Origin of the sequence: Janibacter sp. LM, from assembly GCF_039631275.1 — a bacterium.
GTDB classification, from domain to species: Bacteria; Actinomycetota; Actinomycetes; order Actinomycetales; family Dermatophilaceae; genus Janibacter; species Janibacter terrae.
In genome coordinates this window covers 58,432-83,458 of record NZ_JBDIVG010000016.1, presented here as the reverse complement: position 1 = coordinate 83,458, position 25,027 = coordinate 58,432, and the positions used below count along the sequence as shown (strand labels likewise).

At 72.6% G+C, this 25,027-nt stretch carries 24 protein-coding genes; 7 read left to right on the top strand and 17 right to left on the bottom strand.

From position 1 onward, the window contains the following. The 8 genes from ABC138_RS09965 to ABC138_RS09930 all read right to left on the bottom strand — a co-directional run bounded on the left by ABC138_RS09965 (nucleotide 1) and on the right by ABC138_RS09930 (nucleotide 6,901). Entirely contained in the window at nucleotides 1-492 is a 492-nt protein-coding gene (locus ABC138_RS09965) for an SRPBCC family protein (protein WP_345913583.1), read from the bottom strand. A 98-nt stretch (nucleotides 493-590) separates the two neighbouring features. Further along, nucleotides 591-770 (bottom strand): DUF5302 domain-containing protein, encoded by a 180-nt coding sequence (locus ABC138_RS09960; RefSeq protein WP_068327096.1) that lies wholly within the window; start codon nucleotides 768-770, stop codon nucleotides 591-593. A 106-nt stretch (nucleotides 771-876) separates the two neighbouring features. Next, nucleotides 877-2,166 carry an adenylosuccinate synthase gene (locus tag ABC138_RS09955; protein WP_068425011.1) on the bottom strand — a complete coding sequence of 430 codons (1,290 nt, stop codon included), beginning with the start codon at nucleotides 2,164-2,166 and terminating at the stop codon, nucleotides 877-879. 80 nt (nucleotides 2,167-2,246) lie between these two features. Then, nucleotides 2,247-3,044 (bottom strand): hypothetical protein, encoded by a 798-nt coding sequence (locus ABC138_RS09950; RefSeq protein ID WP_345913582.1) that lies wholly within the window; start codon nucleotides 3,042-3,044, stop codon nucleotides 2,247-2,249. A 203-nt stretch (nucleotides 3,045-3,247) separates the two neighbouring features. After that, entirely contained in the window at nucleotides 3,248-3,649 is a 402-nt protein-coding gene (locus ABC138_RS09945) for a DUF3151 domain-containing protein (protein WP_068327106.1), read from the bottom strand. Further along, nucleotides 3,649-4,683 carry a class II fructose-bisphosphate aldolase gene (gene fbaA / locus ABC138_RS09940; RefSeq protein ID WP_345913581.1) on the bottom strand — a complete coding sequence of 345 codons (1,035 nt, stop codon included), beginning with the start codon at nucleotides 4,681-4,683 and terminating at the stop codon, nucleotides 3,649-3,651. Before fbaA ends, ABC138_RS09945 begins: the two co-directional genes overlap by 1 nt. Nucleotides 4,684-4,886: 203 nt before the next feature. Then, nucleotides 4,887-5,699, bottom strand: a complete 813-nt coding sequence (locus ABC138_RS09935; protein ID WP_170307606.1) for a GNAT family N-acetyltransferase — start codon at nucleotides 5,697-5,699, stop codon at nucleotides 4,887-4,889. Continuing rightward, on the bottom strand, nucleotides 5,696-6,901 hold the full coding sequence (locus tag ABC138_RS09930) for an aminotransferase class I/II-fold pyridoxal phosphate-dependent enzyme (protein WP_345913580.1): 1,206 nt from the start codon (nucleotides 6,899-6,901) through the stop codon (nucleotides 5,696-5,698). Before ABC138_RS09930 ends, ABC138_RS09935 begins: the two co-directional genes overlap by 4 nt. A gap of 133 nt (nucleotides 6,902-7,034) precedes the next feature. Between ABC138_RS09930 and putP the strand changes: the two genes are divergently transcribed. Continuing rightward, nucleotides 7,035-8,561: a sodium/proline symporter PutP gene (putP, locus tag ABC138_RS09925; protein WP_345913579.1), complete on the top strand. Its 1,527-nt coding sequence runs from the start codon at nucleotides 7,035-7,037 to the stop codon at nucleotides 8,559-8,561. A 15-nt stretch (nucleotides 8,562-8,576) separates the two neighbouring features. On the opposite strand, the gene ABC138_RS09920 is transcribed toward putP, so the two are convergent. Next, a complete protein-coding gene (locus ABC138_RS09920; protein WP_068327117.1) occupies nucleotides 8,577-9,209 on the bottom strand; it encodes a TrmH family RNA methyltransferase in 633 nt (210 codons plus the stop codon). 91 nt (nucleotides 9,210-9,300) lie between these two features. Here ABC138_RS09920 and ABC138_RS09915 point away from each other — a divergent pair, with 91 nt between their 5' ends. Genes ABC138_RS09915 through ABC138_RS09905 form a run of 3 tightly spaced genes read left to right on the top strand, consistent with a single transcriptional unit; the run spans nucleotide 9,301 to nucleotide 11,746 of the window. Then, nucleotides 9,301-9,948 carry a DedA family protein gene (locus tag ABC138_RS09915; RefSeq protein ID WP_068327120.1) on the top strand — a complete coding sequence of 216 codons (648 nt, stop codon included), beginning with the start codon at nucleotides 9,301-9,303 and terminating at the stop codon, nucleotides 9,946-9,948. 35 nt (nucleotides 9,949-9,983) lie between these two features. Continuing rightward, a complete protein-coding gene (locus ABC138_RS09910; protein WP_345913578.1) occupies nucleotides 9,984-10,949 on the top strand; it encodes an ATP-binding cassette domain-containing protein in 966 nt (321 codons plus the stop codon). Further along, nucleotides 10,946-11,746 (top strand): ABC transporter permease, encoded by an 801-nt coding sequence (locus ABC138_RS09905; protein WP_068425029.1) that lies wholly within the window; start codon nucleotides 10,946-10,948, stop codon nucleotides 11,744-11,746. Before ABC138_RS09910 ends, ABC138_RS09905 begins: the two co-directional genes overlap by 4 nt. 48 nt (nucleotides 11,747-11,794) lie before the next feature. On the opposite strand, the gene ABC138_RS09900 is transcribed toward ABC138_RS09905, so the two are convergent. Together ABC138_RS09900 and serS are read right to left on the bottom strand one after the other, a co-directional pair. Continuing rightward, complete coding sequence (locus ABC138_RS09900) at nucleotides 11,795-14,530, bottom strand: LuxR C-terminal-related transcriptional regulator (protein ID WP_345913577.1); 2,736 nt, start codon at nucleotides 14,528-14,530, stop codon at nucleotides 11,795-11,797. A 98-nt stretch (nucleotides 14,531-14,628) separates the two neighbouring features. Then, complete coding sequence (gene serS / locus ABC138_RS09895) at nucleotides 14,629-15,951, bottom strand: serine--tRNA ligase (protein ID WP_068329211.1); 1,323 nt, start codon at nucleotides 15,949-15,951, stop codon at nucleotides 14,629-14,631. A 96-nt stretch (nucleotides 15,952-16,047) separates the two neighbouring features. Between serS and ABC138_RS09890 the strand changes: the two genes are divergently transcribed. Beyond that, entirely contained in the window at nucleotides 16,048-17,178 is a 1,131-nt protein-coding gene (locus ABC138_RS09890) for a diacylglycerol kinase family protein (protein ID WP_068329220.1), read from the top strand. Nucleotides 17,179-17,222: 44 nt separating this feature from the next. On the opposite strand, the gene ABC138_RS09885 is transcribed toward ABC138_RS09890, so the two are convergent. Further along, entirely contained in the window at nucleotides 17,223-17,738 is a 516-nt protein-coding gene (locus ABC138_RS09885) for a gluconokinase (RefSeq protein WP_082807663.1), read from the bottom strand. 1 nt (nucleotide 17,739) lies between these two features. Continuing rightward, nucleotides 17,740-19,140, bottom strand: coding sequence for a GntP family permease (locus tag ABC138_RS09880; RefSeq protein ID WP_345913575.1), 1,401 nt, complete (start codon nucleotides 19,138-19,140; stop codon nucleotides 17,740-17,742). 134 nt (nucleotides 19,141-19,274) lie between these two features. On the opposite strand from ABC138_RS09880, the gene ABC138_RS09875 reads away from it, so the two are divergent. Next, complete coding sequence (locus tag ABC138_RS09875; RefSeq protein ID WP_345913573.1) at nucleotides 19,275-19,994, top strand: FCD domain-containing protein; 720 nt, start codon at nucleotides 19,275-19,277, stop codon at nucleotides 19,992-19,994. Here the strand turns inward: ABC138_RS09875 and ABC138_RS09870 are convergent. From ABC138_RS09870 to ABC138_RS09860, 3 genes are all read right to left on the bottom strand, one after another. Further along, nucleotides 19,939-21,306 (bottom strand): cation:proton antiporter, encoded by a 1,368-nt coding sequence (locus tag ABC138_RS09870; protein ID WP_082807664.1) that lies wholly within the window; start codon nucleotides 21,304-21,306, stop codon nucleotides 19,939-19,941. The two genes, ABC138_RS09875 and ABC138_RS09870, sit on opposite strands and share 56 nt — an antisense overlap. Nucleotides 21,307-21,368: 62 nt before the next feature. After that, entirely contained in the window at nucleotides 21,369-21,929 is a 561-nt protein-coding gene (locus ABC138_RS09865) for a nucleotidyltransferase family protein (RefSeq protein ID WP_345913572.1), read from the bottom strand. A gap of 22 nt (nucleotides 21,930-21,951) precedes the next feature. After that, nucleotides 21,952-23,385, bottom strand: coding sequence for an HAD-IB family hydrolase (locus ABC138_RS09860; protein ID WP_345913571.1), 1,434 nt, complete (start codon nucleotides 23,383-23,385; stop codon nucleotides 21,952-21,954). A 62-nt stretch (nucleotides 23,386-23,447) separates the two neighbouring features. Between ABC138_RS09860 and ABC138_RS09855 the strand changes: the two genes are divergently transcribed. Beyond that, nucleotides 23,448-24,110: a 4a-hydroxytetrahydrobiopterin dehydratase gene (locus tag ABC138_RS09855; protein ID WP_345913570.1), complete on the top strand. Its 663-nt coding sequence runs from the start codon at nucleotides 23,448-23,450 to the stop codon at nucleotides 24,108-24,110. Nucleotides 24,111-24,147: 37 nt separating this feature from the next. Here ABC138_RS09855 and ABC138_RS09850 read toward each other — a convergent pair whose 3' ends face one another. Next, a complete protein-coding gene (locus tag ABC138_RS09850) occupies nucleotides 24,148-24,972 on the bottom strand; it encodes a hypothetical protein (RefSeq protein ID WP_345913569.1) in 825 nt (274 codons plus the stop codon). Between the last annotated feature and the right edge of the window lie 55 nt (nucleotides 24,973-25,027).

The window sequence follows — 25,027 nt, the reverse complement described above, 5'->3', positions numbered from 1 at the left end:
TCAGGCCCTCTCGACCCGGGTCTCCCGCTCGGCCAGCAGGCACAGGCGGCGCAGGGCCTCACGGTTGCGGACCCGCAGCCCGGCCTGGCGCACCGGCCGGGGCACCAGGGCCGCGAGTCCGCCCGATGCGTCCTCGCGCATCGTGACGACGGTGCCCCGCGGGCCGGGGCCCACCTCGAGCTCGACGACCTGGGTGCCGAAGGGCCGCACCCGCGCCTCCAGCACCATGCGCAGGCACTCCGGGTCGTGCTCGAGGACCGACGTCGTGTCGTCACGCACGACCGGCCAGACGCCGATCGAGTGGTGCAGCTGAGCTCCGGCAGCCGGCCAGGAGTCGTCGACGGAGCGCACGCGGGAGGCCCCGACGACCCAGGCGCCGTAGGTCCAGGCGTCCTCGATCACCGCCCACACCCGCTCGGGGGACGCACTCGTCGTCCACCGCACCGGTTCGGACCCGGACAGGTCGTGGTCTGTGGCGTCGTCGGCACCCATGGGCGCGCCTCCTCGGGTCTGGGGCAGGTCGGACGGGTTCCCCCTACCCCGACGGCCCCCGGAGCAATCGCTCCGGGGGCCGCGGGTGGAGTGAGTGGTCAGCCGCTCTTGCGGCGGAACATCTGCTGGGTCGCACTGGTCTCGGCGCGGTGCGCGTCCTCGACCTTGCCGTGCGCCCCGTTCGGCGAGACATTGGCTCCGCCGTGCGCCTGCTTCTTCTCCAGCGCCTCCCGGAACTTCGCCTTCACGTCCTCGGGAGCGCTCTCGTGGTTGCTCATGGGACCTCCCTTCGCTCGGGGCCGGGACCGCGACCGCGGGCCCGTGCACCCACCATGGTGCACGCGGGCCTCGCTGGCAACGGCATTTGGCCGGACGAAGGCAGGCTCAGGCGTCGAGCAGCGGGTGCCGCGGGATGATCTCCTCGCGCGCCGGGCCGACCCCGATGGCCGAGACCCGCGCCCCGACGAGCTCCTCGACCCGCAGCACGTAGGCTTGGGCGTTGGCGGGCAGCTCCTCGAAGGTGCGGCAGTGGGTGATGTCCTCCCACCAGCCGTCGAGGTACTCGTAGATCGGCTTCGCGTGGTGCACGTCGGACTGGTTGACGGGCATCTGCTCGACCCGCTCGCCGTCGATCTCGTAGGCGACGCAGATCGGCACGCGCTCCAGCCCCGTGAGGACGTCGAGCTTGGTGACGACGAAGTCCGTGACGCCGTTGATGCGGGTGGCGTAGCGCCCGACGACCACGTCGAGCCAGCCGCACCGGCGCGGCCGGCCGGTCGTCGTGCCGTACTCGTGGCCGGTCTTGCGCAGGAACTCGCCGTCGTCGTCGAAGAGCTCGGTCGGGAAGGGCCCCTCGCCCACGCGTGTCGAGTACGCCTTGAGGATCGCGATGACGCGGCTCACGCGGGTCGGCGGGATGCCCGACCCGGTGCACGCACCGCCGGCGGTCGCCGAGGACGAGGTGACGAAGGGGTAGGTGCCGTGGTCGACGTCGAGCAGGGTCGCCTGACCGGCCTCGAGGAGCACGTTCTTGCCGGCGTCGAGCGCCTGCTCGAGCTCGAGGGTGGTGTCGGCGACCATGGGCCGCAGCCGGTCGGCGTAGGAGAGCAGCTCGTCGACGACGGCGTCGACGTCGGCGGCGCGCGTGTTGTAGACCTTGGCGAGGATCTGGTTCTTCAGGTCCAGGGCGGCCTCGACCTTCTGCCGCAGGATCCCCTCGTCGAAGATGTCCTGCACCCGGATGCCGACGCGGTTCATCTTGTCGGCGTAGGTCGGGCCGATGCCACGGCCCGTGGTGCCGATCTTGCGCTTGCCGAGGAAGCGCTCGGTGACCTTGTCGAGCGTGCGGTTGTACGGCGCGATGATGTGCGCGTTGGCGCTGATGAGCAGCCTGGAGGTGTCGACCCCGCGCTCGTCGAGCCCGTCGAGCTCCTGGAAGAGGACCTCCAGGTCGATGACCACGCCGTTGCCGATGACCGGCACGACGCTCGGGGTGAGGATCCCCGAGGGCAGCAGGTGCAGGGCGTACTTCTCACCGTCGATGACGACGGTGTGACCTGCGTTGTTGCCACCGTTGAACTTCACGACGTAGTCGACGTCGTTGCCCATCAGGTCGGTGGCCTTGCCCTTGCCCTCGTCGCCCCACTGGGCGCCGACCAGCACGATCGCCGGCATCGGTCCTCCTCGCCCGCACGCAGGTGCGGGTCTCGACAGCAGTCCAGCCACGGGCGCGCCCGTGGCTGCTCCCCCTCACTCTACCGAGCGGGCCACGACAGCCGACCGTCGCGCTCCAGCGCGGCACCCAGCTGGAAGCGGGTGGCGACGCCGTAGCGGTCCATGAGGGCGGCCACCCGGCGGCGCACGGTGCGCAGACCGACGTGGAGCGTGCGGGCGATCATCTCGTCCTTGGCCCCGAGCATGAGCATGTGCAGCAGCGCCTCGTCCGCGTCGGCATCGGCGGCCTCGATGACCGGCGCGTGCGACCACAGCAGCTCGAACCATGCCCGGAAGTAGTGCACGAGCGCAGGGTGGCGGATCAGGACGTAGTTGGACGTCGGGTCGGCCCACGTGGCGAGCGTGATGACGGCCTCCTCCCCGAGGACCAAGAACTCGGACTCGACGAGGTCGGACACCCGCTGCAGCTGCCCCGCGGTCCGGCCGGCAGCCAGCTCGGCGCTGGAGATCTCGCTCTCGAGGACGATCGGGTGGACGAGCGTGCGCTGCAGCTGTCCGGCCACCGCCCGGTCGCGCTCGTGGCGTGCGTTGGTCTCCTCGCGACCGGCCCCCACCTCGATGTCGGTGACGACGTTGTCGACGCGGGCGACCTGGCTGGCGATGCGGTCGATGATCGGCGCGGCGACGTCCTGCGTGAGCACCTGCACCCCGGGGTCGTCCCCGAGGTCGATGTTGTGCATCCGGGCCCGCAGCGTGACGAGGAGGTCACCGATGTCGATGAGCCGCTCGCGTGCCTCCTCGACGCGGATGGTGTCGGCGGCGAGGTAGCGCTCGAGGCGGCGCAGCGGCTCGTCGTCGGGTGCCGCGGTCGGGGACATGTGTGGCACGTTACTGCCAGTGGCCGTCGGGTGCCGGGATCACGTGGACGAATGGTGCAAACTGTGATCAGTGCGGGGGCGCCGCACACGAAATCAGGGGACTTCTCAGCGGCGCCTCCCGCCGGATGCTCCGGGCTGCGGGACACCGGACCGACACGCAGGGCGTGACGACCACGGTCGTGACGCCCTTCGTGTGTCCCGGGTCAGCCGAGCAGCGCGCGGGCCGCCTCCAGCGAGGAGTCGCTGAGGAAGGTGCGGCAGCGCAGCTCCTCGTCGGCCTCCCCGATCTCGCCGGCGGCCTGGGCCAGCGCGGCGAGGGAGCGCAGGAAGCCGCGGTTGGGCACGTGGGCCCACGGCACCGGCCCCTGCCCCTTCCAGCCCGAGCGGCGCAGCGCGTCGAGACCGCGGTGGTAGCCGGTCCGCGCGTAGGCGTAGGCCTCGATCGAGCGGCCGCCGTCGAGCGCGGTCTCGGCGAGGACGGCCCACGGCAGGGAGGACGAAGGGAGGTCCGCCGCCACCTTCGCCGCGTCCTCACCCCCGTCGATCCGCGCCGCGGCGGGGTCCTCGGGCAGCTTGGTCTCGGGGATGCCGAGCAGGTTGTCCATCAGGCCTTCACCGACGTCCCGGCCGAGCGGAGGTTCTCGCAGGCCTCGACGACGCGGGCGGCCATCGACGCCTCGGCCTCCTTGCCCCACGCGCGGGGGTCGTACTGCTTCTTGTTGCCGACCTCGCCGTCGATCTTCAGCACGCCCGTGTAGTTCTCGAGCATCCAGCCGGCGACCGGGCGGGTGAAGGCGTACTGCGTGTCGGTGTCGACGTTCATCTTGACGACGCCGAAGTCGACCGCGTCGCTGATCTCCTGGGCGCTCGAGCCCGAGCCACCGTGGAAGACGAGGTCGAGCGGGTGCTCGCCGTGCTCGCTGCCGTACTTCGCGACGATCGCGTCCTGGCACTGCTTCAGGATCTCGGGGCGCAGCCTGACGTTGCCCGGCTTGTAGACGCCGTGGACGTTGCCGAAGGTGAGGGCCGTCATGTAGCGACCCTTCTCACCGAGACCGAGGGCCTCGACGGTCGCGAGCGCGTCCTCGGGGGTCGTGTACAGCTGCTCGTTGATCTCGTTGGCGACCCCGTCCTCCTCGCCGCCGACGACACCGATCTCGACCTCGAGGATGATGTCGGCCGCCCTGGCCAGCTCGAGCAGCTCCTGGGCGATCTGCAGGTTCTCGGCCAGCGGCACCGCCGACCCGTCCCACATGTGCGACTGGAAGATCGGCAGCCCGGTCGCGTCCCGCCGCTCCTTGCTCGCGGCGAGCAGCGGACGGACGAACCCGTCGAGCTTGTCCTTGGGGCAGTGGTCGGTGTGCAGGGCGATGTTGACGTCGTAGTTCTTCGCCACCTCCTGCGCGTAGGCCGCGAGCGCGAGCGAGCCCGTGACCATGTCCTTGATGGTCGGGCCGGACAGGTACTCGCCACCGCCGGTGGACACCTGGACGATGCCGTCGCTGCCGGCCTCGGCGAAGCCGCGGATGGCGGCGTTGAGGGTCTGGCTCGAGGTGACGTTGATGGCCGGGTAGGCGAAGGACCCGGCCTTCGCGCGGTCGAGCATGTCTCGATAGACGTCGGGGGTTGCGATGGGCATGGCGGTGGGCCTCCTGGCACGGCTCGGTGGTCGTCCTGCTGATCCTCGCAGATCCGCCCGGCGCCCGGCCAAGGGTCACCGACGTTACGCGCGGGTACGACGGCACTTCCGTGTGCGGGCCGGGCGGCAGGGCCCGGAAAGGCGGCCCTCGGCCCCCGTCCGGCATCACGAGTGCACGTCGTACCCGCGAGTAGTTCCGGGCATCATGGCGCGAGGACGGCCGGGACGGTGGTCGCGACCCGGTGCAGGCCGAGCCGGGTGAGGATCGGGAGCGAGTCCGGCGAGCAGTCCACCCGGACGAAGGGGAAGCCCCGCTCGCTCGAGCAGCGCGCCCGCTCGGCGACGAGAGCCCGGTAGACCCCTCGCCGGCGGACGGACGGGTGGGTCGTGCCGCCCCACAGCGAGCAGAAGTCGGTCCCGGCCGCGTAGCGGACCCAGGCCGCGCACACGACCTGACCCTCCTCGACCCGGTGCCCGTCCGCCTCCAGCGGCTCGGTCGCCTCGGCGACGAAGATGTCGACGGTGCCGGGACTGGAGCGCAGCTCCTCACGCAGCTCGACGGTATGGCCCCCGCGCCGGCCCCACACGAGCTGGTGGAGATCTTCGATCCCGGCGAAGGAGGCGTCGTCGTCCACCTCGACGCGGCGCAGGACCACTCCCTTCGTCTCGACGGGACGGACGAGGGCGGACGTCTCACCGAGGACGAGCGCCTCGTCGTCGCCGATCACGAAGCCCTTGTCCCGCAGCCGGTCCAGCAGGTCGGCCGGCGCGTCATAGTCGTACGTCTTCCACTCGACCTCCTGCCCGCGAGCGGTGAAGAAGGCGACCTGCCGGTCGATCCAGTGGTCGGGGTGCGCACCGAGCCCGTCCGGGCACTCGACCATGGCGAACCCCGCGCGATCGAGCGACCACGCCCGCCGCACCGGTCCGTCCACGTCCTGCACGAGCCCCGGCCGCGGCTCGTCCTCCCGCCCGGCGACGCGGATCTGACGGTGGAACTCCTCCAGCAACGTCAACGCGACGCCTGCCAGGCGATGATCCGGTCGAGCGCCTCGGCGATGGCCTCCGGGCCGGCGGCGAGGGACAGCCGCACGCAGCGCGACCCGATCACCGGGTCGAAGTCCCCGCCGGGCGTCACCGCGACACCGGTCGCCTCGAGCAGCGCGGCCGCGTACTCGCCGGAGTCGGCGAAGCCCGCGAGCGCGTCACCGAGCTCGGCCCAGTAGTAGAAGGCGCCGTCCGCGGGCGCCGCCGAGCCCCACCCGAGCTCGGGGGCACGCTGGAGCAGCACCTCGCGCGCCCGCGCGAACTGCAGCCGCGCGGCCTCGCCCTCCGCGTACGTCTCCTCGGCGAAGGCCGCGACCGCCGCCTCCTGCGCCGCGGCGGGCGGGCACAGCGCGATGTTGCCCGCGAGGGCGTCGACGGCCGACCGCAGGTCCTGCGGCACGAGCAGCCAGCCCAGTCGCCACCCCGTCATCCCCCAGTACTTGCTGAAGGACGAGACGACGATCGCGTGCTCGTCGACCTCCCGGGCGCTCACCCCCTTCGCGTCCGGGCCCTCGCCGTACGTCACGCCGTGGTAGATCTCGTCGCTCACGAGGCGGACGCCGTGGGCGCTGCACCAGGCGGCGATCGCGGTGAGCTCGCCGCGGTCGACCATCGTGCCCGTCGGGTTCGCCGGCGAGGCGAGGACGAGGCCGGCGAGCGGGGCCTGCGCGTGGACGGCCTCGAGCTGCGCGACGGTCGGCTGGTAGCGCTCCGTGGGGCCGGTCGCGATGTCGACGACCTCGCAGCCGAGCGCCTCGAGGATGTTGCGGTACGCCGGGTAGCCGGGGCGGGCCAGCGCGACGCGCTCGCCGTGGTCGAAGGCCGCGAGGAAGGCCAGGACGAAGCCACCGGAGCTCCCGGTCGTCACGGCGACCTCGGCCGGGTCGACGTCGAGGCCGTACCAGCGGGAGTAGTGCCCCGCGATCGCGGCCCGGAGGGGGGTCGTCCCGAGCGCCGGCGTGTACCCGAGCGGCCGTGCCTCCGCGTGGATCCGGGCCGCCGCCGCCTGCACCGCGCTCGGCGCGCCCTGGCTCGGCTCGCCGGCGCAGAGGGAGACGACCTCCCTTCCCTCAGCTCGCATCCGCGCGACGGTGGCGAGCACGTCCATGACCTCGAAGGGGGCGACCGCGGACCGGGCGGACGGGGCGAAGGGGGTGTCACGGCTGTCCATGGGCCCATCCTCACACTGCCCTTCGGGACGCTCGCTGCGCGACCTCCTCAGGGAGCGAGGGAGGACGCAGGGTGTGTGCGGGCGCCTTCGGATGTAGTGTGCCCCGGCCACACCAACCGGAGAGGACCTCGTCGTGTCCGAGACGACCTACCAGCTCATCGCCATCGGCGTGTACTTCACCGCGATGCTCGCGATCGGCTACTACGCCTACACCCGCACCCGCAACATCGACGGGTACATGCTCGCCGAGCGCGGCCTGCACCCGGCCGTCGCGGCCCTGTCCGCCAACGCCGCCGACATGTCCGGCTGGCTGCTCATGGGCCTGCCCGGCGCCATCTACGCCTCGGGCCTCATCGAGAGCTGGATCGCCATCGGCCTGACGATCGGCGCGTGGCTCAACTGGAAGTTCGTCGCGCCCCGCCTGCGCGCCTACACCGAGATCGCCGGCGACTCGATCACCATCCCGAGCTACTTCGGGCGGCGCCTGCGCGACCGGACCAACCTGCTGCGCATCGTCGCGGCGGTCGTCATCCTCGCCTTCTTCACCTTCTACGTCTCCTCCGGCATGGTCGCCGCGGGCAAGTTCTTCGAGAGCTCCTTCGGCTGGACCTACCTGCACGGCGTGCTCCTCGTCGCCGCAGTCACGCTGGTCTACACGCTCTTCGGCGGCTTCCTCGGGGCGACCCTCACCGACGTCGCGCAGGGCCTGCTGATGTTCGCCGCGCTCGTCGCCGTCCCCTTCGTCGCGCTCTTCGAGGTCGGCTCGCCGGGCGAGATCGCCGACGGGGCCCGTGCCGTCAACCCGGACGTGTTCAACCTGTTCGCCGGCGACGAGGGGACCGGCCTGCTCGTCCTCGCGATCATCTCGACGGCCGCGTGGGGCCTGGGCTACTTCGGCCAGCCGCACATCATCGTGCGCTTCATGGCGCTGCGCACCCCTGCCGACGCGCACTACGGCCGGATCGTCAGCACCACCTGGATGATCATCACGGCGCTCGGCGCCATCACCACCGCGATCATCGGTGTCGCCTACTTCAACGGTGCCGACCCGGCGAAGCAGATCGAGGACCCCGAGACCGTCTTCCTCCTGCTGGCGCAGATCTTCTTCCACCCCCTCGTCGCCGGCTTCGTGCTCGCCGCCGTCCTCGCCGCGATCATGTCGACGATGTCGAGCCAGCTGGTCGTCTGCTCCTCCGCGCTCGTCGAGGACCTGGTCAACCTCACCGGGCGCAAGGCCTCGGACAAGGCGCTGCTCGTGTACGGCCGGGTCGGCGTGCTCGTCGTCGCGCTCGTCGGCCTCGTCCTCGCCCTCGACCCCGACTCGGCGATCCTCGAGCTCGTCGCCTTCGCGTGGGCCGGCTTCGGTGCCGCCTTCGGCCCGATCGTCCTGCTCTCGCTCTACTGGCGGCGCCTCACGGCCACCGGCGCCCTCGCCGGCATGGTCGTCGGCGCGGTCACGGTCTTCGTCTGGGGCAACATCGACAGCCTGAGCGACCGGATGTACGAGATCGTCCCCGGCTTCCTGCTCAACCTGCTCGTCACGGTCGCCGTCTCGCTCGCCAAGCCGTCCACGGACCCGGAGATCCAGGCCGAGTTCGACAGCATGGAGCGCGAGCTCGGCGCCTCCCGCGGGGACATCGACCTCGCCGCGACCAGGTAGCGCCCGACCGCAGGGTCAGCCCTCGCCGGGTACCTGACCGAAGGTGTGCCGCCGCACCCACGCGTGCATCGCGATGGCTGCGGCGGCACCTGCGTTCATCGAGCGCGTCGAGCCGAACTGGCTGATCGCCAGGACCACGTCGCAGGCAGCGAGCATCTGCGGGCTGATGCCGGGGCCCTCCTGCCCGAGGACGAGGACGCACCCGCGCGGCAGGTCGTGGGTCTCGATCGGGACCGATCCCGGCACGTTGTCGATGCCGATGACAGGAAGGGGGGTCCCCCCTTCGCCCGCGGTGCTCGCCCAGGCGAGGAAGGACGCGACGTCGGGGTGGTGGTGCTCGACCTGGTAGCGGTCGGTGACCATCGCGCCGCGACGGTTCCACCGCCGCTTGCCGACGACGTGGAAGGCGGCCGCACCCAGCGCGTTGGCGGTGCGCACCACCGAGCCGATGTTGAAGTCGTGCTCCCAGTTCTCGATCGCGACGTGGAAGTCGTGGCGCCGCGTGGCCAGGTCCGCGGTGATCGCGTCGTGGGACCAGTAGCGGTACCGGTCCTCGACATTGCGCCGGTCGCCCTCGCGGAGCAGCTGCGGGTCGAGGCGCTCGTCCTGCGGCCAGTCGCCCTCCCACGGCCCGACCCCGTGGTTCACAGGGCGCGCGAAGGGAGCGCCCGTAGCCTTGGCATGATCATCCGGGGTGCCCACGGGGCCCCACCGTAGACGCCATCCTCGGAAGGGCCGCATGAACACCATCGTCCAGTGGGTCCTCGACCTCATGGACAGCATCGGGGGGCCCGGCATCGCGCTCGGGATCTTCCTCGAGAACATCTTCCCGCCGATCCCCAGCGAGGTGATCCTGCCCCTGGCCGGCTTCACCGCCGCGCAGGGCCGGTACTCCGTCGTCGAGGCGATCCTCTGGGCGACGCTCGGCTCGGTCACGGGCGCGCTGCTGCTGTACGGGCTGGGCGCCGCGCTCGGCATGGACCGGCTGCGGGGCATCGCGCGCCGGATGCCGCTCGTCGACGTCGCGGACATCGACAAGACCGACGCGTGGTTCTCCAGGCACGGGGCCAAGGCGGTCTTCTTCGGGCGCTTCGTCCCGGGCATCCGCAGCCTCATCTCGATCCCGGCCGGCATCGACCGGATGCCGCTGGCGAAGTTCGTCGGCTACACGAGCGCAGGGTCGCTCATCTGGAACAGCCTCTTCGTGTGGATCGGGTTCCAGCTCGGCGACCGGTACGAGCTCGTCGAGCGGTACATGGACCCGATCAGCAAGGTCGTCTACGCGCTCATCGTCCTGACCGCCCTCGGTGTGCTCGTGTGGATGGTCCGCCGCTCGCTGCGCCGCAGCCACGACCCCGACGACCACATCGAGCTCGAAAAGCGGTAGTGCGCGCTCGGGTGCCGGCCCTAGCGCGGTCCGACATGACGACACCGGTGATCGAGGCCGAGGGCCTGGTCAAGCGATTCGGCGACTTCACGGCCGTCGACGACGTGAGCTTCACGGTGCCCCGTGGCACCGTCTTCGGCCTCCTGGGGCCCAACGGTGCGGGCAAGACGACCACCGTGCGGATGATGACGACGCTGACGGTCCCCACGAGCGGGTCGGCCCGGGTCGCCGGCCACGACGTGGCGACGCAGCCCGACGCGGTGCGCGCGAGCATGGGCCTGACCGCCCAGAGCGCGACGGTCGACGACCTGCTGACCGGGCGGGAGAACCTGCGCCTGATCGGCGACCTCTACGGCCTGCCCGGGCGCGAGGTGCGCCGGCGTGCCGACGACCTGCTCGAACGGTTCTCGCTGACCGAGGCGGGCAACAAGGTGGTCCGGGACTACTCCGGCGGCATGCGACGGCGCATCGACCTCGCGGTCAGCCTCGTCGCCCACCCGTCGGTCCTCTTCCTCGACGAGCCGACCACCGGCCTCGACCCGCGCAGCCGCGTCGAGCTGTGGGACGTGCTGCGTGACCTCGTGCGCGACGGCACGACGCTGCTGCTCACGACGCAGTACCTCGACGAGGCCGACCAGCTGGCCGACCGGGTCTGCGTCATCGACCACGGGAGGATCATCGCCCAGGGCACCCCGCTCGAGCTGAAGAACCAGTCCGGCGCGACGAGCCTCGTCGTCACGGTCTCCCGGCACGACGAGGTCAGCCGTGCCGCCGAGCTCGTCCGCGGGATCGTCGGCGAGCTGCACGTCGACGCGGACGCCCGGCGGCTCACCGCCCCGGGCGCCGCCGTCGCGGAGCTGACCCGGATCGCGGGCGAGCTCGACGAGGCCGGCATCGAGGTCGACGACCTCGGCATGCAGCGGCCCAGCCTCGACGACGTCTTCCTCTCCCTCACCGGTCACACGGCCGGGGAGTCCAGCAACCAGGAGGCACCGGCATGACCGGGGCGAGCCGCACCCGCCAGATCACCACCCTCGTACGCCGCAACCTCACGCACATCAAGCGCCAGCCCGAGATGCTCACCGACGTGACGATCCAGCCGGTGATGTTCGTGCTGCTCTTCGCGTACGTCTTCGGCGGCTCCATCAACATCCCCGGCGTGGACTACAAGCCGTGGCTGCTGCCCGGGATCATGGCGCAGACCATCGCCTTCAGCTCCTTCATCGTCGCCGTCGGCCTCAACACCGACATCGGCAAGGGCATGGTCGACCGCCTGCGCTCCCTGCCCATCCAGCGCTCCTCGATCCTCGTCTCCCGCAGCATCGCCGCGCTCATCCACTCGAGCATCGGCGTCGCGGTCATGTCGGTGACGGGTCTGTTCATCGGGTGGCGGCTCCACGACGGGGTGGTCAACGCGCTCGTCGGCTACGGGCTGCTGCTGCTCTTCGGCTTCGCGATGATCTGGATCGGCATCCTCGTCGGCTCGGCCATGCGCTCCGTCGAGGCGGTCAACGGGCTGATGTTCACGACGATCTTCCCGGTCACCTTCCTCTCCAACGCCTTCGCGCGCACCGACGTCATGCCGACCTGGCTGCGCACGATCGCGGAGTGGAACCCGATCAGCGCCCTGAGCCAGGCCATGCGCGACAACTGGGGCGTCGCCGGTCAGCCCCTGCGCGCGGACGCCCCGTGGCCGCTGCACCACCCCGAGCTCGCGACGATCATCTGGTCCGTCGGGATCACGCTCGTCATCGCGCCGCTGGCGCTGCGCGCCTTCAACGCCCGGACGACGGACTGACGCGGAGGTTGGCGGCGGGTCGGGTGGGGGCCGGTCCCCTCCCTTCGATCAGCGCCAACCGTGGCCGAGGACGAGGGTCGCGAGCTGGGTGCGCGAGCGCACGCCGGACTTGCGGTAGATCCGCGTCAGGGTCCCCTCGACCGTCTTGACGCTCAGGTGGAGGCGCTGGGCGATCTCGCGGTTGCTCGCGCCGTCGGCGACGAGGGCGGCGACCTGCTGCTCGGTGAGCGTCAGCTCGGCGAGCGGGTCGGCGCTGTCCGACTGCTCGGGCTCGAGGCTGTGCAGCGCCGCGCCCTCGGGGAACCGGGCCTGGACCCACGCCGTCCACGGCTCCGCATGCAGCGGCCGCAGCACCTCACGGGCCCGCTCGGACGCCTCGCGGCTGCGACCGGTCCGCCGGGCCCGGCGCTCGAGGTGGGCGAGCGCGACCAGGGAGCGGGCCTGCTCGATGGGCAGCCGGCGCTCCGCGGCGGCCGTGGCCGCCCGGGTCACGAGCCGGCGCGCCTCGTCGAGGTCACCCCGCGCGGCCGCGATCTCGGCAGCCGCCCGGTCCGCGGCGATGACGACGCCGGGGGCGCCCTGCCCGGAGTCGAGGCTCTCGCGCACCAGGGCCAGCAGCTCCTCGGCCTCGGCCACCTCGCCGGTGAGGGCGAGGGCCGTCACCGCATCGGTGTGCCAGCGCAGCGCCGTCACGTCCTGGATCCCGCTCGCCGCGTCGATCGCGCGCAGCTCCCGGTAGACCGCCACCGCCCCCGTGAGGTCGTCGAGGTGGAGCCGGGCGAGCCCGAGACAGGTGAGCTGGCGGCGCAGGTAGCGCTCGTCGTCCTGCTCCCGGGCGAGCGCGACCCCGCGGGCGCTCACCACCGCGCACCTCTCGAAGGTCCCGCCCACCGACTCGGCCACCGACTCGATGTACCAGGTGGTCGCGACCGGGGTGTCGAAGTGCGTCGCCGCCCGGGTCGCCCGCCCCGCCAGCTCCAGCGCCTCGCGTCCTCGTCCCTGCCGCGCGACGATCTCGACGAGGCTGCGCAGGATGTGCACGGTGTCGTACCCGGCGTCCTGGCCGACGTCGGCGAGCATGTCGACGAACTCCGCGCGCGCTCGCTGCAGGTCGTCGTCGTGCAGCGCGAAGCGCGCCGCGATGTAGCGCGCGGAGGTGTGCACCTGGCCCGGCCGCGGCGGAGCGGCGAGCGCGGCGGCCTCCTCGATGAGCTCGCGCGCCCCCCCTTCGCCCAGCGTGCGGCTCACCGAGGCCGCGGCGGTGAGTGCCTCGACCTCGATGTCCGGGCGGTCGGCGCGGGCGGCCAGCTCCGCCGAGCGGCGGGCCAGGTCGAGTGCCGTGCGCAGGTCGTGCGTGCTGAGGAGGACACGGGCGCGCTGCAGCAGCACGCGGGCCTGCAGCTCGGGGTGCCGGCGCGAGGCCTGCATCGCGGAGACGAGGACCTCGTCGGGAGCAGGGTCGCCCAGCTCGACGAGGGCGAGGTCGGCGCGCACCCGGTGGTTGGGGTCGGTGAGCTCGACGGCGGCCCGGACGGCGCGGTGCAGGACGCGGGTCTCCTTGCCGATGACCGCGTTCTCCAGGCAGCAGGTGAGCCACTCGGCTCGTTCGGGCGTCCCGGCGTCCGCGGCCAGCAGGTAGAGGTGGCCGGCGAGGTCGTGCTCGCCGCGCGCAGCGGCCCCCGCGGCGGAGGACGCGAGGTCGGCGGGGCTCGTCGACGGGTCGCCGGCGAGCGCGAGGTGGTAACGCACCAAGCCGTCGTTGTCGGCGTGCTCGGCGAGCTCGCGGTGCAGGCGCACGAGCTCGTCGCTGTCGATCGACTCGAGCAGCACGTCGCCCAGGGCAGCCGGCGTGAGGCGCAGGTAGTCGTCCTCGGTGACGATCATCGCGAGCGCCCGGGCCGTGGCGATGCTCGCGTCGGCGTCCGGGCCGAAGATCCGCCCGAGGACCGCCGCCGTCGGCTGGTGCATGGCCGCGACGCGGCGCAGCGTCGTACGCACCTGCTCGGACAGCGCGTTGGCGTGGCCGCGCGCGAGGGCGTCGACCGCCCGGGTCATCTCCAGGGGGCTCTGGGAGTCCGTCGCGGCCGCGAGCTGGTGCGCCAGGCCGGGGTTGCCACCCGACTCGCGGTGCGCCCACAGGGCCGTGTCGGTCGGCACACCGACGGACGTGAGCATCTCGACCGTGTCCGCGCCGGCCAGTGGCGCGAGGTCGATGTGGAGCAGCGGGATCTCCCGGGTGTCGAGCGGGTCCGGCACGAAGCCGGTGCGCGCCGACACCTCCGCCGGCCCCACCGACAGCAGGATCCCGAGCGTGCCGGGCCCGAGCGAGCGGCTGGCGGCCGTCCGCAGCGCGACGAGGCTCACCAGGTCGAAGTGCTGGACGTCGTCGAGGACGAGGACGAAGGGGGCTCGGGCGGCGTGGGTGGTGAGCAGCTCGGTGAGTGCGTCCCCGAGCTGGGCCGTCGGGTCGTTGCCGGAGAGCAGGCGGGTGTCGGCGAGCCGCGCGCGCATCCGCTCCGGCAGCTCGTCCAGGGTCTCGGCCGGGAAGGCCTGCGCGATGACCTGTGCGGCGTGGCCCCGGGTGCCCCGACGGTGCAGCCGCACCGGCACCGCGTTGGGCACCGCCGCCGTCACGAGGTCGAGGACGGTGCTGCGCCCCATCCCGCGGGGTCCGTGGATCGCGACCGCCTGGCCGTCGAGGACCCGTGCGGTCACCGCGCCCACGAGGCGGGCACGACCGACCGGGGCGGGGGTTCCCACGGCGTGCCCCGCAGCGAGATCCACTCCAGCTCCTCCGTCTCCACCGCCGTCGGCGGACACCTCCAAGTTAGCCAACGGACCTGAGCGCCGCCGGGGGACCCCCTTCGCGTCCGCCGTGCTCGTCATCGAGGGGCGATGACCTCGCGACCGAGGAAGGGCTGGAGGGCCGCTGGCACGCGCACGGAGCCGTCGGCCTGCTGGTGGTTCTCGAGGAGCGCGACGATCGGACGGGTGCTCGTGATCGCGGTCCCGTTGAGCGTGGCGATCGTGCGCGTGCCGCCGCCCTCCGCGTTGCGCTCGCGGATGTTCAGACGACGCGCCTGGAAGGTCGTGCAGTTGCTCGTCGAGGTCAGCTCCCGGTACTTCGCCTGCGTCGGCACCCACGCCTCGCAGTCGTACTTGCGGCTCGCCGGCCCGCCGAGGTCACCGGCCGCGACGTCGATGACCCGGTAGGGCAGCTCGAGCGCCTCGAGGACCCGGCGCTCGATGCGCAGCAGGTTGTCGTGCTCGGCGACGGCGTCCTCGGGGCGGCAGAAGACGAACATCTCCGTCTTCTGGAACTGGTGCACCCGGAAGATGCCGCGGGTGTCCTTGCCGTAGCTGCCGGCCTCGCGGCGGTAGCAGGTCGAGGTCGAGACGTAGCGCAGCGGGCCCTGCGACAGGTCGAGGATCTCGTCGGCGTGGAAGCCGGCGAGCGCGACCTCGGAGGTGCCCGTGAGGTACAGGTCGTCGGCGGGGAGCTGGTAGACCTCGTCGCCGTGCGCGTCGAGGAAGCCGGCGCCGGCCATCGTCTCCGGACGCACGAGGTTGGGCACGACGAGGGGCGTGAACCCCTCCTCGCCGGCGATCCGCTGCGCCAGCCCCATGAGCGCCCACTCGAGCTGTGCACCGACCCCGCTGAGGTAGTAGAAGCGGCTGCCGCTCACCTTCGCGCCGCGCTCCATGTCGATGGCGCCGAGCAGCTCGCCGAGCTCGAGGTGGTCCCTGGGCTCGAAGCCCTCCGCGGCGAAGTCGCGTGGGGTACCGACCTCCTCGACGAGGTCGAAGTCCTCCTCGCCGCCCGCGGGCACGCCCGGCTGGATGACATTGCCGATGGCGCGAAGGGAGGTGTCCAGCTCCCCCTTCGCCTCGTCGGCCGCGGCCTCGAGCTCCTTGACCCGGGCCGACATCGCGGCCCCCTTGTCCCGCAGGGCGGCCGCCTCGGTCTCGAGGTCCGCGACGTCCTCCCCGGCCTTCTTCGCCCTGGCGAGCCGACCCATGACGGGACCGAGCTCCTTGCTCGCGGCCTTCTGCTCCGCCCGCGCGCTCTCGTAGGCCCCGATCGCCGCGCGGCGCCGCTCGTCGGCGGCGACCACCGCGTCGACGAGTGACTCGTCCTCGCCGCGGGCACGCTGGCTCGCTCGGACGGCATCGGGCTGGTCGCGCAGGAACTTGAGGTCGATCACGACACGCAGGATATCCGCGATGTGGACGCTGTCGGCCCGGCGCCCCGGCCCGGTCGACGACGGGCCCACGGCCTACGGTCCGGTAGCGTCACCGGCGTGTCGGACTGGACCCTCTTGGCGCTCGTCATCGCGCTCTCCCTCGTACTCGTCGGCGTCGCCGCTGCGCTCGTGCTCGCCGGCCCCGGCGCCCCGAGCGCTCGGCACCGCAAGCCCCGCCCGACCCGCGGCAGCTTCCGCAAGGACAAGGACGCACGGGAGACGCCCCGGCGGGCAGCGATCATCATCAACCCGACGAAGTTCACCGACGTCGCCGCGACCCGCGCCGAGCTCGCGGCCGCGAGCACCCAGCTCGGCTGGGCCGAGCCGCTCTTCATCGAGACCACGATCGACGACCCGGGGACCGGCCAGACGCGCCAGGCGCTCGACGAGGGCGTCCACGTCGTCTGCCCGCTCGGCGGTGACGGCACCATCCGCGCGGTCGCCGTGGCCCTCGCCGGCACGCGCACGCCCATGGGACTGCTCCCCCGCGGCACGGGCAACCTCCTGGCCCGCAACCTCGACATCCCCGTCGGCGTGGACCTCGTCCCCGCCCTCCGGGTCGCGTACAACGGTCGCAACAAGGCCATCGACGTGGCGTGGCTCGAGCTCGACCCCGCCGAGGAGCCGGCGACCGAGGACTCCGGGCAGGCCGAGCACCCGGTCGAGGGTCCGCCGGTGCAGCGCCACCCCTTCCTCGTCATGGCGGGCATGGGCTTCGACGCGGAGATCATGGACGGCACGAGCGAGGACCTCAAGGCCAGGGTGGGCTGGTCGGCCTACTTCGTCACCGGGCTGCGCAAGCTCTTCGTCACCCGCTTCCGCGTGCGGTGGAGCGTGGACGGACGGGAGCAGGACCCGGTGAGCGCCCGGAGCTTCCTCGTCTGCAACTGCGGCACCCTGCAGGGCGGGATCCAGCTCGTCCCGAGCGCCAGGCTCGAGGACGGTCTGCTCGACGGCGTGGTCGTCGCCCCGAGGACGCTCATCGGCTGGGGCTCGGTCGCGGTCCGCGTCCTCGGCCGCAGCATGCGCGACGGCTCCGAGCTGATCCGCACCTCCGGCTCGGTCTACACCGCCGAGGTCGACGAGCCGCACCCCGTGCAGGTCGACGGCGACGTCATCGGGGAGGCCTCGCGGCTGCGGGTGAGCGTCGACCCGCAGGCCCTGATCGTGCGCGTGGCCGGCGCCTAGCCGGGAGGCGAGGCCTTGCGTGGGCGGCGCCGAGCGAAGGGGGGTCACCCCACCGCGTCGAGCACCAGCCGGACCAGCGCCTGCGGTTCGGCCGTGAGGTCCAGACGGACACCGTCCTCGTCCGGGCCGAGCGGCTCGAGGGTGGTGATCTGCGACTGCAGGAGCGACGCGGGCATGAAGTGCCCCCGGCGCCCCGCGAGTCGCTCGGCGAGGACCTCCGCCGAGCCGTCGAGGTGGGCGAAGACCACCCGGTGCCCTGCACCGAGAGCCGCGACGTCCGCGCGCAGCACGTCGCGGTAGGCCCGCTTGAGGGCGGAGCAGGTGATGACGGTGTCCTCGCCGCGGGCCGCGTGCTCGGCCATCCACGCCGCGAGGTCCCTCAGCCAGGGCCACCGGTCCTCGTCGGTGAGCGGCGTGCCGCTCGCCATCTTGTCGATGTTGGCCTGCGGGTGGAAGGCGTCGGCCTCCGCGAAGATCCAACCGGTGCGGTCGGCGACCCCCTCGGCCACCGTCGTCTTGCCGCTCCCGGAGACGCCCATGACGACGACGTGGGTGGTCACGTCAGAGCACCAGGCTCAGGGCGAAGGCGATGAGGAACCCGACGACGCCGATGAGCGTCTCCATGACGGTCCACGTCTTGAGCGTCGTCTTCTCGTCCATGCCCAGGAAGCGCCCGACGAGCCAGAAGCCCGAGTCGTTGACGTGCGACAGCACCGTGGCACCGCCGGCGATCGCGAGGACGATGAGCACCAGGTCGATCGAGCTCAGCCCCGACGTCGCCTCGATCGTCGGGGCCATGAGGCCGGCGGCGGTCGTCAGGGCAACGGTCGCGCTGCCCTGCGCGATGCGCAGCGTGGCGGCGACGACGAAAGCCGCGACGATGACGGGCAGCCCGGTCGACTCCAGCGTGCCCGCGAGCGCCTGGCCGATGCCGCTGGCGCGCAGGACCCCGCCGAACATGCCGCCGGCACCCGTGATGAGGATGATCGCGCACACCGGCCCGAGTGCGTCGTTCAGGATCGACTCCGTCATCGCCCTGGACCGGTTGCGCCAGCCGAGGGCCACCATCGCGAAGAGGGTCGTGATGAGCAGCGCGATCGGCGTCTTGCCGATGATGCGCAGCGCGTTGACCCACGTGGCGTCACCGTCGACCACACCCGACGTGGCGAGCGTGTTGAGGCCGGTGTCGACGAAGATCAGGACCATCGGGAGCAGGAGCACCGTGAGCACGAGAGCGAAGGACGGGAGGCGGGTCTCCCCCTTCGCCCCTGCCACGTCGCCCCCGGAGAGCAGGTCGGGGACGTCGACCATGTACCGGCTGCCGGCCCACAGGCCGTAGAGATAGGACGCGACGTACCAGGTCGGCAGACCGACGAGGAGACCGAAGACGAGGAGCAGGCCGATGTCGGCGCCGACGAGCTCGGCCGAGGCGACCGGGCCGGGGTGCGGCGGCACGAAGGCGTGCATGACGGCGAAGGCACCGGCCGCGGGGAAGGCGTAGCGCAGGACCGACCCGCCGAAACGCCGCGCGACGCTGAAGATGATCGGCAGCATGACGACGAGGCCGGCGTCGAAGAAGATCGGGAAGCCGAAGAGCAACGACGCGATGCCGAGGGCGAAGGGGGCCCGGTCCTCGCCGAATCGTGCGATGAGGGTGTCCGCGAGCACCTGAGCCCCGCCGGTCACCTCGAGGAGCCGGCCGATCATCGCGCCCAGCCCGACGAGGAGCGCGACCGAGGCGAGGGTCTGGCCGAAGCCGTCGGTCATCGTCGTCACGACGTCGGCGGGCGCGATCCTCGTCGCGAGCGCGGTGAGGAAGCTGACGAGCACGAGGCTCACGAAGGCGTGGACCTTGAAGCGGATGATCAGCACGAGCAGCAGCGCCACGGCCGCTGCGGCGATGGCGAGCAGGACCCCGGGGCCGTAGGCAGGCTCAGGGACGGCGTCCTCGACGAGAAACATCGGTGTCTCCTACGGGTGGCGTGGGGCAGGCCCACGTCGGCCCGCGGCGCCCACTGTGACAAAAGTATGCTTATTGCGCAAGAGCGCACCGTCGTCGTGGGGCCAGGACGCCCGCCTCTGCGACAATCCGCTCCATGACCAGCACGCGGGGCGGGGGCCTGCACCACACGGTGCTCACGCAGATCGGGTCCGACCTCATGGACGGACGCCTGTCGGCCGGCGACGTGTTCTCCATGGAGCAGTTCGAGGCCCGCTACGGCGTCTCGCGGACCGTCGTGCGCGAGGTCATCAAGGTGCTCGAGTCGATCGGCGTGGCGTCCTCACGCCGCCGCGTCGGCGTGACGATCCAGCCGGAGGACTCCTGGGAGGCGCTCAGCCCGGTGATCATCCACTGGCGCCTGGAGGGACCGCAGCGCCTCTCCCAGCTGCGCGAGGTGAGCGAGCTGCGCCGGGGCATCGAACCGCAGGCCGCCCGGCTCGCCTCCCAGCGCGCCACCGCCGAGCAGGTCGAGCAGCTGCGCGCCGCCGCCTCGGGGATGGCGAGCACTGGGCCACGGGGAGACCTGTGGCCCTACCTGCAGCACGACATCGACTTCCACCGGACTCTGCTCGAGGCCTCGGGCAACGCGCTGCTGTCGGGCTTCGCCCCCTTCGTCGCCGAGGCACTCACCGGCCGCACGGAGCACGACCTCATGCCGCAGATCCCCGAGCAGAGGGCCATCGACTGGCACGTCGAGGTCGCGGCGGCCGTCGCCGCGGGTCACGCCGAGCTCGCGGAGGAGGCCACCCGTCGCATCGTCACCGAGGCCCAGGCGGCGATGGAGGGCGCCGAGGAGGGTGCGGCGAAGGAGTGAGGGCCTCGACCGGACCGATGCCGTCCTCACGGTGGCGCTCGATCCAGCTCATGGCGGGCGTGACGAGGACGCCGTGGGCGACGACGGACAGCACGATGGTGAAGGTGACCGTCGACCACAGCCAGCGTTCGCCCTCGACCGGTGCGTGCCCGGCCGCGTAGGCCAGGTAGTACAGCGAGCCGATGCCCCGCACGCCGAAGAAGGCGGTCACGGCTCGCTCCCGGACGTCCAGCCCGTGGATCCGCCCACCGCGCCGCCGGCCGATCCACAGGCCGGCGGCGCCGGCCAGTGGCCGCGCGACGAGCACGACTCCCGCGCCGAGGAGTGCGCCGCGCGCGTCGAGGTGCCCGAGGATCCCGCGCGTGAGCGCCACGCCCAGCAGCAGGAGGATGACGAAGACGAGCAGGTGCTCGAGCCGGTTGACGAACTCGTGCATGTGGCGGTGGTAGACGTGGTCGCGGTCCGCTGACCGGATGGTCATCGCCGTCACGAAGACGGCCAGGAACCCGTATCCCCCGAGGAGCTCGCTGGCCCCGTAGGCGGCCAACACGGCGGCCAGCGCGAAGGTCGGCTCTCCCAGGTCAGCGGTGCGTACCGCCGGGTTCGGGGCGCGGAAGGCGAGCTTGGCCAGCAGCCACCCGGCCGCGACGCCCACGACGACCCCCACCGCCACCTTGCCGACGAGGTCCCAGAGGAGCCAGCGCGGCCCCCAGTCGGACACGGCACCGGCGGTGAGCATGAGGATCGCCGCGTGGACGAAGGGGAAGGCCAGCCCGTCGTTGAGCCCTGCCTCCGAGGTCAGGGCGAAGCGGACCTCGTCGCGCTCGTCGACCGGGGAGTCGTCGGTCTCCACCGCCGGCCCCTCCACCTGCACGTCGCTCGCGAGCACGGGATCGGTGGGAGCGAGCACGGCACCCAGCAGGAGCGCGGTCGCGGGCGCGAGCCCACCGACGGTCCACCCGAGCAGCGCCACCGCGCCGATGGTCAGCGGCATCGTCACCAGGAGCAGCCCCCACGTCGCCCCCCAGGCTCGGAAGGTGCCCGGCCGACGCAGGGACAGCGGGCGGTCCAGGGCGAGACCCACGCCCATGAGCGCCACGAGCACGGTGAACTCGGTGACGTGCTCGACGATCACCCGGGAGTCCACGGGGTCGAGATTGGCGCCGTCGGGCACGGGCAGCAGGCCGATGGCCATGCCCAGACCGATCAGCACCATCGGCGCGGAGACGGCCAGCTTCCGAGTCAGGCCCGGGAGGACGACGGCGACGAGGAGGGCCAGCCCCGCGACGAGGAACGCGGCATCGGCAGGCATGGACGTACATTACGGCGCTGCGGCGCCCCGGACTGCATGTGGCGCCACGCGACGCGTCCCGGTCACGGCAGCTGGTCGACGTCCTCCCCGGTCGCCAGGTCTCCGCACTCGACACCGACGGCGCCGTGCCGCCGCAGGTACGGGCCGGCTCCCCGGTCCCCGGAGAGCCCGGCGACGAGCGGGCCCCAGTGGTCCCGGCCGACGAGCACCGGGTGCCCGACCCGCCCGCGGTACACCGCTCGACGCAGGGTGCCGGCGTCCACGTGCGACGCCAGCAGCCGTCGCGCCACCGCCGCGGTGACGTCCGGCAGGTCCACGAGGTGGATGAGGACGGCGTCCGCGTCACCGGCGTCGAGGGTGCGCAGCCCGTGCGCCAACGAGGTGCCGAGGCCCTCCGCCCAGTCGGGGCAGTGCGTGTACGTCGTCCTCGGCAGCGTCGGTCCGACCGTGCCGCTGGCGCCCAGGACGACGGTCGTCGCCGCGCAGCCCCCTTCGTCCAGGACGGTGACCGCCCGGGCCAACCACGACGTGCCGTCGGGATCGGTCATGAGGGCCTTGGGCCGGCCCATCCGACGACCCGCTCCGGCCGCGAGCACGAGCCCGTGCACGGTCGTCACAGGCACGACCGACAGACCGTGAGCCCGCTCATCCCCCGTCCCCGTCGACCGCGTACCAGCGGTCCTCGTCGGGCACGCGCCCGTCGGGGTAGCTGCGGGCCAACTCGGCGAGCGTCGGGCGGGGCGGCTGGCGGACCTCGTCCGGCAGCAGCGCGGTGATGGCGTCGAAGACCCGCTCCATGTCGCGCGCCACGGATCGGTGCTTCAGGTCCACCGGCTCGCCGAAGGTCACGGTGACCTCAGGCCTCCGGAGCACCCTGGTGACCCGGGGCAGCCTCGACGAGCGCGGCCAGACCTGCTCGGTGCCGGTGATGGCGAAGGGGATGACGGGCACCTTGGTCAGCTGGGCCAGGCGCGCTGCGCCGGGGTACCCGGACATGCCCGGCTCGAAGAAGTCGATGCCGCGCGGGATCGTGCCCTCGGGCATCATCGCGACCAGCTCGCCGCCGGCGAGCGCGCGGACCGCGGCCGCGAAGGCGTCCGGGCTGTCCGGGTCGTCCCCGCGGCGGTCGACGCTGATGCCGCCACCTGCTCGGAAGAAGGCACCGAGGCCGGGGACGTCGAAGAGCTCCTTCTTGCCGAGGAACCGGGCGGAGCGGCTCGTGCGCCCCATGGCCACGAGCATCGCCATGGCGTCGAAGTACGAGCGGTGGTTGCCGACGAGGATCGCCGGCCCGACCCTCGGGACGTTGTCGACGCCCCGGATGGAGAACCGCGCGTAGGGGAAGAGCTCGGGGCGGGCGAGCAGCGCGAGGCTGCGCTGCAGCTCCAGGCCGATGACGGGCAGCTTGAAGACGCCGGGGGAGGTGTCGAAGTGCAGGACGGGCCAGCGGGCGGCCACCGCGAGCGCCTGCAGGCGAGGGTCCGGGTTGACCGCGCCCGGGTTGCCGACCGCGCGCAGCAGGGGCGCGTCGTAGATCGAGTCCGAGTACGCGAAGGACGCGTCGAGGTCGACGCCCTGCTGCTCCGCCCAGTCGCGCACGGCGGCGATCTTGCCCATCGACCACACGAAGTGCCCGTCGTGGCGGCCGGTGAAGCGGCCGTCCTCCCCCACCTCGTACCGGGTGGCGATGACGGCATCGATGCCGAGGCGCTCGGCGAGCGGCCGGACGAGGTGCTCGGGCGTCGTCGTCGCGAGGACGACGAGCCGCCCGGCGTCGTGGTGCTCCTCGATGAGCATCCTGGCGAAGGGCCCGACGAGCGGCTCGAGCACGTCGGCCGCGACCTCCGCGGCCTCGTCGAAGGCGTCGGCCGCCCGGCCGCGGGCGACGTGGACGGCTTGCCGGGCGAGGGCGATCGAGCCGAGGGACTCCCCGAGGAGGTTGAAGTACCCGAAGACGAGCGACTCGCCCGGCAGCCGGGCCGAGACGACCCCCGTCTGCCGCATGGCCGCTGACAGGGCGGGCCCGGAGGCCTTGGGCAGGAGGGTGCGGTCGAGGTCGAAGAACGCGGCGGCCGTCATGCGCTCGAGGCTAACGGCGGATCCCCTGCCGGAGCGGCCCCGCGGGGCCTAACGTGGGTCACATGAGCGACGACGCCCAGACCCTGTCCAGCAGCCATGTCGCCGGGGCCGCCCCGCGGGGGTGGCGCGAGATCGACGGCACCCTCCGCACCCGCCTGCGCACCGCGGACTACCCGGCAGCGGTCGAGCTCGTGACCCGCATCGCCCGGGTCGCCGACGCCGCCGACCACCACCCCGACATCGACCTGCGCTACAACTGGGTCGGGCTGCTCCTCGTGAGCCACGACGTGGGTGGCCTGACCAGCCGCGACCTCCAGCTGGCGGGCGAGATCTCGCGCATCGCCGAGGAGCTCGGGGCCGAGCACGACCCGCACGTCGTCGTCGCGATGACCATCGGCATCGACACCGCGGACGCGAGCGCGATCCGTCCCTTCTGGCAGGCCCTCACCGGGCACGAGCCGGCGAAGGGGGACCCGGACGTCCTCCCTTCGCCCGACGGGCAGCTGCCGCAGATCTGGTTCCAGGAGAGCGCACCGCGCGAGGTCCGCAACCGGCTGCACCTCGACGTCTACGTCCCCCACGACATCGCGCAGGAACGCGTCGACGCGGCCATCGCGGCGGGCGGGCGCCTCGTCACCGACGAGTTCGCCCCGGCGTGGTGGGTCCTCGCCGACGCCGACGGCAACGAGGCCTGCGTGTGCACCTGGCAGGACCGGCGGGACTGAGCAGCGCCGGGAGACGAAGGGGGCACCCCCCTTCGCCCTAGTGCTGGCCCCTGCCCTCGAAGGCCCGCGCGGCCGCGGTCGCGGCCGGCAGCCGCGAGGACCTCATGCCCGGTCCGAGCCGGCGCATGTGGCTCGAGGTGACCCGGGTCCCCTGCTCCATCACGGTGTCGGCGGCCGCGCGGGCCCCACCGGTCCCGGTGTACTCCTGCTGCCCGTTGCTCCCCCAGCGCACGAGGATCTGGCCGAGGTCCTTCGCCGTCGCGACGTAGAAGACGAAGCTGTCGTAGCCGCCACCGGTGGGTGCGGCGCTCGAGCGGGTCCATCGCTTGCCGTCCCAGCCGATGACGAAGCCGAGGTTGGCGGTCGCGGGGAGCACGTCGTCGACGACGCCCCACCAGCTCGGGCCCTGCCCCAGGAGGGTCTGGCGGTTGCGCTTCTCGGCCGCGGCGTCACGGCGGGTGTCGGGGTTGCTCTGGCCGGCCAGCACCGCCCGCCCGTCCTTGAGCCGCACGAGGTAGCCCCACTGGCCGATCTCCATCTCGTAGACCCAGTCACCGTCGGTGGCGCGCGGCCCGGTGCCCCCCTCGGAGACCCCTGCCCCGACCCACATGGCGGCGTAGGCCGCCCACCGGTCGCGCAGGTCGTCCGGCGAGGCCAGGTCGACGGGGACCATCGAGGCGGGGCCGGACGTGCTCGGCGCCTCGTCGCCGCCGGATCCCCCACCCGGGTCGCCACCGCCCGCGGGCGTGTGCGTCGTGGACCCGATCTCCACCGGGGGCTCGTCCTCGGCGCAGGCGGTGAGCGCGGTGGATCCGGCAGCACCCAGTGCGGCCAGCAGGGCACGGCGGGAGATCTGCTCCACGGGTCCTCCTTGCGGGTCTCGGGACGACGATACGGGCCGGGCCTCCCGAGCGAGG